Source organism: Paenibacillus sp. Marseille-Q9583, from assembly GCF_976954365.1.
Genome location: NZ_CDRJTB010000005.1, coordinates 1 through 11,817 on the forward strand (window position 1 = coordinate 1; position 11,817 = coordinate 11,817).

The 11,817-nt window shown below is 41.2% G+C and carries 11 protein-coding genes; 2 read left to right on the forward strand and 9 right to left on the reverse strand.

Annotation, left to right across the window (positions count from 1 at the left end; genetic code table 11):
* The first annotated feature begins 3 nt into the window (after positions 1 to 3).
* Positions 4 to 711, forward strand: a complete 708-nt coding sequence (locus ACWNM1_RS03925) for a MerR family DNA-binding transcriptional regulator (protein WP_449600077.1) — start codon at positions 4 to 6, stop codon at positions 709 to 711.
* Positions 712 to 1,130: 419 nt separating this feature from the next.
* Here the strand turns inward: ACWNM1_RS03925 and ACWNM1_RS03930 are convergent, their stop codons facing one another.
* The 7 genes from ACWNM1_RS03930 to ACWNM1_RS03960 all read right to left on the reverse strand — a co-directional run bounded on the left by ACWNM1_RS03930 (position 1,131) and on the right by ACWNM1_RS03960 (position 6,492).
* Positions 1,131 to 1,643, reverse strand: a complete 513-nt coding sequence (locus ACWNM1_RS03930) for an SRPBCC family protein (protein ID WP_449599973.1) — start codon at positions 1,641 to 1,643, stop codon at positions 1,131 to 1,133.
* A 449-nt stretch (positions 1,644 to 2,092) separates the two neighbouring features.
* Complete coding sequence (locus ACWNM1_RS03935) at positions 2,093 to 2,971, reverse strand: PhzF family phenazine biosynthesis protein (protein WP_449599974.1); 879 nt, start codon at positions 2,969 to 2,971, stop codon at positions 2,093 to 2,095.
* Between the two features lie 236 nt (positions 2,972 to 3,207).
* Positions 3,208 to 3,537 (reverse strand): HIT domain-containing protein, encoded by a 330-nt coding sequence (locus ACWNM1_RS03940; protein WP_042128707.1) that lies wholly within the window; start codon positions 3,535 to 3,537, stop codon positions 3,208 to 3,210.
* A gap of 226 nt (positions 3,538 to 3,763) precedes the next feature.
* Positions 3,764 to 4,399 (reverse strand): HXXEE domain-containing protein, encoded by a 636-nt coding sequence (locus ACWNM1_RS03945; RefSeq protein ID WP_449599975.1) that lies wholly within the window; start codon positions 4,397 to 4,399, stop codon positions 3,764 to 3,766.
* Between the two features lie 23 nt (positions 4,400 to 4,422).
* The gene (locus tag ACWNM1_RS03950; protein WP_379424296.1) at positions 4,423 to 5,004 is read right to left on the reverse strand and encodes a TetR/AcrR family transcriptional regulator; all 582 of its coding nucleotides are present in this window, start codon (positions 5,002 to 5,004) and stop codon (positions 4,423 to 4,425) included.
* A gap of 257 nt (positions 5,005 to 5,261) precedes the next feature.
* Complete coding sequence (locus tag ACWNM1_RS03955; protein WP_449599976.1) at positions 5,262 to 5,615, reverse strand: VOC family protein; 354 nt, start codon at positions 5,613 to 5,615, stop codon at positions 5,262 to 5,264.
* Positions 5,616 to 5,691: 76 nt separating this feature from the next.
* Entirely contained in the window at positions 5,692 to 6,492 is an 801-nt protein-coding gene (locus ACWNM1_RS03960) for a phosphotransferase (RefSeq protein WP_449599977.1), read from the reverse strand.
* Positions 6,493 to 6,711: 219 nt separating this feature from the next.
* On the opposite strand from ACWNM1_RS03960, the gene ACWNM1_RS03965 reads away from it, so the two are divergent.
* The gene (locus ACWNM1_RS03965; RefSeq protein WP_449599978.1) at positions 6,712 to 9,822 is read left to right on the forward strand and encodes an ATP-binding protein; all 3,111 of its coding nucleotides are present in this window, start codon (positions 6,712 to 6,714) and stop codon (positions 9,820 to 9,822) included.
* Positions 9,823 to 9,880: 58 nt separating this feature from the next.
* Here ACWNM1_RS03965 and ACWNM1_RS03970 read toward each other — a convergent pair whose 3' ends face one another.
* Positions 9,881 to 10,675: an SDR family NAD(P)-dependent oxidoreductase gene (locus ACWNM1_RS03970; protein ID WP_449599979.1), complete on the reverse strand. Its 795-nt coding sequence runs from the start codon at positions 10,673 to 10,675 to the stop codon at positions 9,881 to 9,883.
* A 92-nt stretch (positions 10,676 to 10,767) separates the two neighbouring features.
* Positions 10,768 to 11,796, reverse strand: a complete 1,029-nt coding sequence (locus ACWNM1_RS03975; RefSeq protein ID WP_449599980.1) for a helix-turn-helix domain-containing protein — start codon at positions 11,794 to 11,796, stop codon at positions 10,768 to 10,770.
* Positions 11,797 to 11,817 lie beyond the last annotated feature (21 nt).

Genomic DNA, 11,817 nt, shown 5'->3' on the forward strand with positions numbered 1-11,817 from the left:
GCGATGACGATTATGGGAGATTATTATACACCAACAATGATAGCTAAGAAATTAAATGTAAGTACCACTACATTAAGAAGATATGAAGATCAAGGCTTAGTTCCCGAAGTCCCAAGGACTCCTAGCAATCGCCGGTGTTATACAGACATTCATGTCCAAGCTTTTATTACGATTCGGGCACTTTTACAAGGATATGAGATTCCAGTTGTGTACGATGTGATGAGAAAGATTAAAGCACGGCAAATTGAGGATGCACTTTGGTCAATCAATCAAGAACAGCATAATACACAAACGGAAAAGCATAGGTTAGAGGATGTGTTACGCATGTTCCGGAACGCAGATTTATCAAAATACAACGATTTAGAGGTCACAAATGCAATGACTATTGGTGAAGTTGCACAAATGGCAGGCGTTAAGCCTTCAGCCATTCGACATTGGGAACAAGAAGGCCTTATTACTTCTAACAGAAACAAAGACAACGGCTATAGGGTCTATACTATAACGGAATTAAGAAAGATTATACTGATCAGCAGTTTAAGGAAAACCGTGTATTATATCGAGAACATGAAACAACTCCTGAATGAAATAGAGACACAAAACTATAAAAAAGTAGAATTGTCATTCGAGCTTGCGTTACAAAAATTAAACAGTAAATTAATGAAGCAGTTTTTAGGGATCGCTGAGCTTATGAAATATGTGAAATACTATTAAACTTGATAACTTGATATCAACAAGCAATCTTCCCAAAAAGAAGAAAACTTAACTCAAATACCAGTGCACCTGCATACCCCTTCTTTCGGCAAGAAGTCCTTACAGCAATAAACATATTCTGGCTCAGAATTCGATCGAATGCATAGATTTTTCGGAACATAATTAATCCTTCTTAAAATCATTTATAAGAACGAAAAAAACTCCTCCCTTAAGGGACGGAGTTGATTTCGCGTTACCACCCTGATGGGTGTATTCATGAATACACCCTCTCTGTTATCGTCTAATGACGATACTTCCTAGTAACGGCAGAATCCCAGACAGCCGCTAGTTTATTGAACTAACGTTCCCCGTTAGCGCAATGCATGTAATGTTCAAAGTGATTAAGTCTTTTTGGGCCGATTAACTTTTTATTTCGCATTTTAATTCAGGAAGGCAAGATAATCGGCAAGTTTATCGAAAGCACCCTCAAGATCTTGTTGAAGCTTTGGCGCCATACCTCTGTAGGCTTCCTGTTCCTCAGCTGAAGCGTTCACAGGGAAACCTTTCAGTTTTAATACAGTTTTACCTTCGTCATCTTCTAACATTATGTTATTCATAATTTCAAGTGGCCAGCTCACGCTAAAAGGCGCTCGGACCGTATTGCCTTGTTCATCGGAAAAGGATCGGATATAAGCCACTTTCTCAGGTTCGACAACCTCTTGGTATGCAAATTTTGTCCACATAACCTGATTTCCGTCAGGAGACGTTTGAATACCTAAAAACTCGCCACCTGATCGAGCGTCCATTTTAACGACTTCGAAGGTGCCCCCCTTTGGTCCCCACCATATCGCGAAATGACCGAGCTCTGTCCATGCTTTAAATACCAGTTCGCGAGGGGCATCGAATACACGCGTAATTGAAATTTCGAACTTTTGATTCAGATTATTATCCATGAAAATCCTCCTTGTGTTTTAAAGGGAACTTTTCCTAGTCTTCAATTTTATTTTTTCAGTCTAAAACTTTGTTTTCAGTCTAATGCTTTATTTCACATAACTATGATACCATGTATTGGAAGTAAACCTGCCCGTTACTTTAATAAAAACGGCAGCTGAGCATCATGCCAGCTGCCGTCGTATTGTCTTGAGCTATCGTTCCCCGTTAGTTCAATGCAATTACGTTTCGTTCACGATCTTCAACGCAAACGGCCTCCATTGCGGGAGGGGCTTGTTCGATGGCCTCGAGGAACGCAAAACGATCAAAATCAAGGAAAACGACAGGTTGGATGAAGAACTGTTAATCCGTCTGTTTACGCAAGCATCCTCTGCTATCTAGCCTCGCAGTAGCAAAATAAGCCTATTGCCCCCTATGGTACGGTGGCTGCAAACAGGCTTTTTAATTCCGCTTATATCATGATATGTCTTCGTTCAATGCCAGCCACTGCACCGCCGACCCGAACCTGATTGATTTCACCGCTCTCGCTCAGGCGCAATCCTGCCTTGATTTCAGAAGGACAATCCATCGAATACCCTTGCCTGAACATGACATTCTCTACTTCCCGCAAAGTTCGTTGGCCATGTTGGTACAAATAGCTGAGCAGGGCACCGTTGGATGTTCCTGTCGCGCTCTCCTCGGGAATATCGTACAGCGGCGCAAAATTCCGGCATTCCGCAGCAGCATCGTCTGGAGTATCCAGCGTGAACAGATGATATCCAACCACTTCATATTTTTCGCTGATGGCGGTTATGGCATCAAAATTTGGCTGAACCTCATTCAAGAGCTTCCTGCTGCGGATCGGGATCATAATGTCCCGAAGGCCCGTCGAAACAATCTGGATCGGCAACCCGGTTTCCAGACCCTCGGCATCCATTCCCAAAGATGGGGCGATTTCCTCGCAGGATATCCTTTCAAGAAATTGAGGTAAAGCCTGTGACAAATAAACAAGACCCTCGGAGCTAATATCGACATCCAGAATCCCTGCCTTGGTTTCTATCGAATAGGAGGTCCCTTCCTTTGACAAACCCAGCGAATGCATTAGTCCAAATGCAGCAATCGTGGCGTGTCCGCACAGATCAACTTCGCTGGCGGGGGTGAAATAGCGGATTTTGTAATCCGCAAGCAGGGATTTTTCCATAAAGGCCGTCTCCGAAAGGCCCAATTCCTTCGCTATGAGCTGCATTTCGGCAGCATCCAGAGAAAGGCCATCCTCCAAGACAACGCCTGCTGGATTACCACCACGCTGCCCTTTCGCAAACGCATTTAACGTATACACTTCCACATTCATGTTCCGCTCTTCCTCTCTTTATCTTAGAACAACCGATGTGCGCAACCGCACGTCCCACTCGCCTCCAGGATCTTCCTCTTATCTATTTATTACTAGGTAAAGACGACAGGAGCGATTGAATGAATTGTTGCGTTAACCTGCCCGTTATTTGAACAAATAAAAAACGGCTGCAGAAGCAACCGCTATTCCACCAACGTTCTCCGTCTCCGTTATTTTAGCGAGCAAGACAAATACGATTAGCGTAATGGTTCGCCGAAGATTACATGAAAATGAAGATGTTTTGAGTCTTGGTACTTCCCCAAATTAGTCGACACCCTGCAAGCTCCATACTCAGACTGCACTTGCGATGCAACCTTTTTAACAACGTCCATCAACTCAATTAAGAGCTCATTGTCGCTTTGTTCCAGTGTCAGAAGAGATGAGATATGCTTCTTCGGAATCGTAACAATGTGAACGGGATAAAAAGGGCGAGTGTGATGATATGCAAGAACGTTATCAGTTTCAAATACTTTTTGTACAGAAGTACGACCACTTAATACCTCATCGCAATAAAAATCCTCAGTCAAACTTACCCCTCCACGTCTTGTTTTTCTTATTTTAACATTCGGTATATTTTATCAGTATCCTGCCCGTTAGCTTAATAAAAAAGAGCAGGATACGAAGCACCTACTCATCATTGTGTGTTATTGAGCTAACGTTTCCCGTTAGTTACATTAACCCCTCTAATTTTACATCAAGAGTTATAACAACTGGACATTCTGGTGGGTTATGAGACCTGTATAAGTATCATATTTAACCTTTATTATACTTATAAAAAGACTTTAACTGTTTTTGCGAAAATTTGTAAATGGAGTTTTTGTTTTTCATCCATGTATTTCCTTTCACAATTAAAATATACACAGCTATGGCAAAATAAATCGCGCTCCAAATCCAGTCTGCTAGGGTTATTAAATGATGCTCATATACGTAGTTAATGTACCAGATCCCTATAGGCAAATGTACAATAATTGCCGAGACTAATCCTGGATTATACATGCTTTTTGCTCTTTTATTAACGACGACTCCATGAAAAATGATTTGGAAAAAGCCCATTAAAACAGGTGCCATCCCCAGCCATACTACTGACGGGAAGAATACAGGGAGCAAGTAGAACACATAGGCGATAACCACATTAATAATCATTGCCGACTGTTTATTTAACGGATAGTTGTCAGGGGATTCACTTTTAAACAGGGCTATATTAAATATGCCTGGAAAGTACCCTGGCCAGCGGTATTCCTCAAACTGATGAAGAAGGATCGCCACAAAGCTTAACCATAATATGCTGTTTATCCGCGGCATTGTTTCCCAGTTCATTAGAAGATAAATGCATATAACAATGCCAATGAATAGTCCTATATCCTGCCAATATTTTCTCAAAAAATTCATTTAATCACCTCAATCTGAGTTTATTAATGAAAGTATCTTGCAAAGAGCAAGTCAATCTGTTCCTCTATAGGTGCAATCTTCACGGAAGCTCCTGTTTCTAGAATAGGACTCATAAGTGCCGGTAGAAAAAGCGCTCCAAAAATCTGCATCGTCATGGTCATCAGGTGCTCTGGCTGCTGTTCATCGGTTAACTCTCTTAAAGTATTTTGTATCTTAGGAAACCCCAATAGATTCAAAAATGATCCATATTCATGCTGGGAGGAGAAAACAGTATTGCCCATCAGGATGATTCTGGAGAGCAATTCGGGATATTGACGGATCACTTGTAAATAATCTAGTAAAAATCGCCTCAATCTATCCCGTGAGGATATAGAGAAATCGTCAAGTATGGCAAAGGTATGCTGAAAGCTGTTCAATATCAATTTGATGGACTCGCTAAACAAGTTTTCTTTAGACCCAAAGTAATAGTTAACTAGAGCGACATTCGTGCTTGAGGCTTCTGCAATTTTTTTTATAGTGATCCTTTCAAAGCCTTCTTGTTTGGTCAACTCCAGTGTGGCACGCATAATCTTCTCTTTTGTTTCCAACTTTTTGTCTGTCTCCATACGCAACCTCCAAGTATATTTTCCCTGATTTAAACAACATTTTAAATGACGTTTAAAATGTTGTTTAAACTTAGTATAGCAATATTTTTCCTTTTTGCAACTTTTATTTATCCGGAATCAAGCCAAGTATCAAAGTCTCATTATGACTATCCTGCCCGTTAGTTTAATATTAAAAGGAGCTACCCTATAGGAAGCTCCTCCACTATCGTTTCATGATTGTTTAACAATCTAGATTTCTGCACGGCGTGAACGTTTATCTAATGTACATGAGCAAGGATGTTGATAAGTTTTCCAAATGGGTCGCGGACATAGAATCGCCGAACACCCCAAGGCTCATCAACAGGTCCATATTCTATCGTATATCCAGCACTCTTCATACGTTCAAACACAGCATCGACATCATCAACTTCAATCGATAGATCAGGAGTAGGCGTATTGGAGCCGCCCTGTGATGCGAAGCTTATTTGAATGTTCTCCTTCCCGAGTAAGCCGTATGTTTCAATCCAACCATGATCCATCAATAAATCAAGCTCGAGTACGTCCTGGTAAAAGCTTTTTGCTGCCGAAACATTCTGAGTTTTAATATTTGTGACAATTCGTTTTACTCTCATTCTCAGACCTCAATTCTATTGTTATACTTTTTAAATTTTATTCAATGATCCTGTCCGTGAGTGGAATATCCGATTTTTATATCCAATCTTCGAAATGATCTGTTACAAACCGAATCTCACTCTCGTAGTGAGCCAAGTGACCCTCGTCAACCATTTTCTGAAAGGCAGGATTCCCATCAACAGCACCATTTCTCAACGTATCACACAGTACTGTCAAACGTTCTATAATCCACTGTCGCAGATTATTTGGGACGGGAATTCCATAAGCTTCAAAAAACAAATGAATTCGCCGACGTCGCTCTACGGCATGTATTTCATATTGGTATGCTACTATGGTTCCAGAAGTATGGTCAGATGCAAAACTCGCAAGTGGAACAGATGTGTAAAGGGTGTACGCAATGTCCCATATACGCGGACCTGGACCTGCCATGTCAAAATCAATGAGCGCCACAGGAGCCTCCTTTTGAAAGACAACATTATATAACGCTGCGTCATTATGACAGATCACTTCATGTTCGGCATCATCGGCATAGCTAATCTGCCATCTGTCCTCCATATTGGACTTGAACACTGTAGTCGCATCATGGAAACGACGTATAAGGTGTGCCAGACCCACAAGCGTTTCGTCCGTCCACATATACGGTTCAAGGTTTGGATAATTATTCCCTGGAACTTCCCCAGAAATAAATGTCAATATTTCACGACCAGAATCATCGATTCCGAGGAATTTTGGTGCTCCCTCATAGCCCTCTTGTTCCAAATGTTTGAGTAGTTCATGAACATTCGGACTCCAATAACCTATAGGGCGGCGAACAGTGTTCGCCATACGGACTATATGATTTACATTACCGCCTTTTAACACTTCTTCCTTAGGCATTAGGTTCATTCCTTTTCTTTTCAGTGCATTACATGTTGCAGATTTTGACCTGTTAGCGATGAAAACTCCCTCTCTAATAATAACAATATTTACAAGTTATTGTTCATAAAGAACAATTATAACTATACTGTCCTTTAAGATCTTTGCTGGCATTTGCTCATTTTATATAAATAAATCCATTTTAGAATCTAGATTAGAATTATTTGCTATAATGTTCTCATGAAAAATAATACGATCCTAAACAAATTAGCAATTATTCTACTTTTTATCAGCATTCTCTTTGGCCTACGCTGCATTTGGTTCAGCATATTTAAGATTTCCAACAATGTACCTATGATTAGCAACGGTGTACTGGATTTACGTGGCCAGGATCTGGAGAAAGCTAACTTATTCAGGCTAGATGGTGAATGGAGCTTCTATCCTTCGCAATTTGTTTCATCCAAGATTTCCACTATCCCAAAGCAATCCCAAGCGCTTCAAGTTCCTGGGAATTGGAGCCACGCTATCGGAACTGATCAGACAACTTCATATGGATACGGGACTTACCGTCTGCGTATTTTGGTAGAACCGCTTCAGGAGCCTGTCTCGTTCTGGATCAAACAAATTTATTCCGCCTCCAGTGTGGAAATTAACGGTACCCCTATTCTCAATAATGGGACAGTTTCTCTCGATGCCAATACATATGCACCAAAAACTACCTCATTTACAGCATCATATTTTTCGAAAAATATGACAGAAGTAGATGTACTTATTCAGGTTGCAAACTTTGATCACCCCTATAAAGGCGGTATTAGTGGGCCTATTTTCTTTGGCTCTCAGGAAGTGGTTAACCGGACAAATTTTTATACCGTTGGATTTCAAATACTTACTGCAATCATTCTGCTACTACATGGGCTGTATGCCTGTATTCTGTATTTATTTAATCCTAAAGAACGTGCCCTGTTTCTTGTAGGGCTAATGACATTATCTGTAGCCGTAATCCTTTTAGCCCGAAATGACAATTTAGTTTTAGCATTACTGCCGATTAATTACACTTGGTCATTAAAAATCCGTTTAATCGCCTTCTTATGGCAGAACCTTTTTATTCTGCTTGTTTTCAGGAAATTTACCTCAGGTGTCGAAGTCAACAAGTGGTTACGTGCTTACACTTGGTGTCTTTTCCTTTATACCTTATTTATATTTATCGTTCCTGCTTCTTTGGTCAGTACATCGATTCACTGGGGAATCATTCAAGTGTTTCAGTATATCCCCTTCATCTGGTTAATATATAGCTTGGGGCGCTTATTGTTCAAAAGGCAAGATGAAAAAGATGTTGTTTTTCTACTGATATCTGGTGCGGCCATCATCTCTAATTTGTTATGGAATTTGTGGGATAATAACGGCCATTATTCAATTGTCTACTATCCTGTGGATATTATTGCCGCCATCGTTGGCTTCTCAGCTTATTGGTTTAAAAAGTATTTTCAGAATGCCAAAGAGAACATGGAGCTAAATGAACAGCTGAAAAAAGCGGACAAACTCAAGGATCAGTTTCTCGCCAATACTTCTCACGAGCTGCGAACACCAGTTCATGGCATTATGAATATCGCGCAAAATATAATAACGAAGGAAAAGGATAGACTCTACGAGAGTAGCCGGCAAGATATGGAGTTATTGATTACTATCAGCCGCCGTATGTCCCATATGCTTGGTGATCTACTGGATGTAGTACGTCTTCAAGAGCATCGCGTTATTTTGCATCAGGAGCCTATTTCGGTTCAATCGGTGGTTCCCGGAGTCATCAATATGCTTCAATATTTGATTGAAGGCAAACCGGTACGGCTATCCATGAACATACCAGAATCTATGCCTCCTATTCTTGCGGATGAGAAACGACTAGTACAAGTATTATTAAATCTAGTGCACAACGCGCTCAAATACACCGAGCAAGGACTTGTTTCTGTTTCAGCTGAGGAAAAAGACGCTCATGTCTTTATATATGTAACAGATACCGGAGTAGGCATGACCGAAGAGACCATGGCGCGGGTATTCCTCCCCTATGAGCAAGGCCCTCACGGAATAAATGACGGGCGTGGAATTGGACTGGGTCTAAGCATTAGTAGGCAGTTGGTAGAACTACATGGTGGCAGCTTGAGCATACATTCTGAACTTGGCAAAGGTTCAACTTTCAGTTTTGCACTACCCCTTGCTGATTCCTATAGCGAACAGATAGTAAGAGAGGTTGCACCTTTAACAACGTATACACCAGATGAGATTTATAAGCAGATGGCTGAATGGGGGATTTCCGAACAAACTAATCAACACACTGACAAAATCCCGCCACTCTTTACAGATGCGAAGGTGAATCTCTTGGTGGTAGATGATGACCCTGTTAATCTGAATGTGCTAAAGGGCATTCTCGAAAACGAACCTTATCTCATTACGACAGTGAACTCTGCACAAGAGGCACTGGATTGGCTAGATAAAAAGAGTTGGGACTTACTGATTAGTGATGTAATGATGCCGCATATGTCAGGATATGAATTAACGCAAAAGGTTCGCGCTCGTTATTCCCTATATGAGCTTCCAGTGCTATTGCTGACTGCCCGCAGTCAACCTGAGGATATTTACACTGGATTCTACTCCGGCGCAAATGATTATGTTACCAAACCGGTGGATGCAGTTGAACTCAAATATCGCATTCGAGCCTTAACAGCGATGAAAATTTCTTTTAATGAACGGGTGCGTATTGAAGCGGCTTATCTACAGGCACAGATACAACCCCATTTCTTGTTCAATACATTGAACTCTATTGCGGCACTCAGTGATATGGATACTAAAAAGATGCAAGAGCTCATCACTGCATTTACTTCCTTTTTGCGAATCAGCTTTGACTTTTTAAATATCGGAGAACTCGTGAACCTTTCTCATGAACTAGAGCTGGTAGAATCTTATTTGTATATTGAACAAACACGATTTGCAGAACGAATTTCCGTTGTTTGGGTGGTAGATCCAGACATTAATATCCTGTTACCCCCTCTATCCATCCAACCCTTGGTAGAAAATGCTATCAAGCATGGTCTGCTCAAGTGTCAACAGGGGGGTACCGTTTATATTCGGATCACACGTCTGAATAATGCTGTAAAGATCGAAGTGGAGGATAATGGGCAAGGTATGGATCATAGAACGCTCGCGTTGTTGCTGGAACCGACCATGAAAGCTAAAAGTGGCATCGGACTGGCTAACACCCATCGAAGACTGATGCAATTGTATAGTCAGGGTCTTTTTATTCAAAGTAAACAAGGTGAAGGTACTTTGGTATCCTTTGTCATACCGGAGGACAGTGAATAATATATCAAATAAAAAAGCCACTCCGTAAGGAGTGGCTTTTTGTGTATCGATACTACATTTAGAAAATAGTAGGTACCATGCCCCCATCCATACGGATCGGAGAACCTTTAAATGCAGAGGCATAGGGACTGCTCATAAATGCTGCTAGTCTACCGATTTCATTAGGTTTGATAAATCGCTGTATTTCAGATTGCGGTAAGTTTTTAGCCATGAATCTTTTCTCTTTTTCTGAAAAAGTCAACGTTTCATTTGGGTACATTCCATCAATAATTTGGTGCACGTTTTCAGAGAGTGTTGGTCCTGGCATGATAGTATTGACGGTAACTTCTGTTCCGATTGTTAATTTAGATAAGCTTTTTGCCAATGATAATAGCATTGATTTGGTCATTGCATACTGTGGCATTTGAGCTGACGGCATTATTGCTTCTTCACTAGCAATGAAGATCACGCGACCAAAATTGTTTTCTAACATTTTTGGTAAATAAAATTTTGTTAATCCATTTGCAGCAAGAACATTCGTACGGATGTATTTTTCAAATATTTCATCGTCAACGTCGTCATAGCTCATCAGTTCATAAATCCCCATATTATTAACTAAAATATCGATATGGGGGTATTTTTCAAATAAAGCTTCTCTTTGCTCCATATCTACAATATCGGCTGTAGCATTCTGTGGAAAAGTTTCCGGAAATTTTGCTTTAATTTCATTTACTGTTCGTTCTACCTTTTCATAATTACGTCCATTTATTAGTACATTAACGCCTTCGTTGGCAAGTTCAAAGGCGATAGCTTTACCAATACCTTTTGTAGATCCTGTAATTAAAGCTGTCTTATTGTTTAATCCCATATCCATATTTCATTTCTCCTTTAATCATGGCGAGTTAATTAGCAGTTTCTCAAGAACTGTACTGAGTATCGGCTAGTATTTATACTATCTTACCGGGATTATTCAGTAACTAGTGTCTTGCGCCAAACTTCTTGTTTAACACGCCAATTTGAAGGAGTATCTCCTTCCCAAAGTCGGAAGGCACGATAGAACGAGTTCTGATCTTCATATCCGATCAAGAAAGCCACCTCTTTAACATCGAGGGAGGGATCTGCTAAATACGCTCGCGCCTGCTCATGTCTGGCTTGTGTCAGCAAATGCTTGAAGCTCGTATTTTCTTCAATAAGCCTCCGCTGTAAAGTACGAGCACTCATCCTTAGCTCTTTAGCAACGGTTTGAATCTCGGGTCGGCCTCCGCTAAAGCTGCGCTTCATAATCCATTTGACCCTTTCAGTAATGGAGTGACTGCCCTGCTGTTCAGCAAGTGTCCGATCCAAAACGGGAGTCAGAATCTCTAGCAACTCTTCGTTATACGAGATAAAGGGCCGATCCAAGTCACTTCGTCGTAGTGTTAAGCAGTTAGTCTCTGCACCGATCTGAATTCGACAGCCGAAATAAGCTTCAAGAACCTGTAAATTCCCTATGGGTTGTGAAAATTCTACCAACTGTGCTGTCAGAGGTATACCTGTTCCCCGCCGCCCAAGCTCCAGTAAAAACGCCAGTGTAAGGCCAAGCAGCAGCGGTGGACCGGAATACTCGGGAGGCTGCCAATTCAATTCGATTGTACACAACTCTCCCTCCTCGATGATATGCAAGCTTTCTGGAGGGCACATTCGTTTATAGCGCACCATTCGGTTTAGAGCGTCGCGATAATCTTTAGCATGATAAGTGGCTAAGACGGTCGGCGGATATTGTGTGGTTTCAAAAACGGTTGCTAGCTTGATGATTCCCTCAGCAGTGTCTCCAACGAGATACGAATATGCCTGCCAGATAGCGTAATATTGGGCTGTGGTGACTGATGACTCCGTGATAAGACTCAGGGGAAGACTTGCTTTACTGGCTATATCTTGAGCGGTTATCCCTAATTGAATTAATCCAGCCCAAAATCCGGGAGGGATTTTAATGGAGTCAGAGGTATGAGTCTGCATCTATGTGGACCTCCTTTAGCA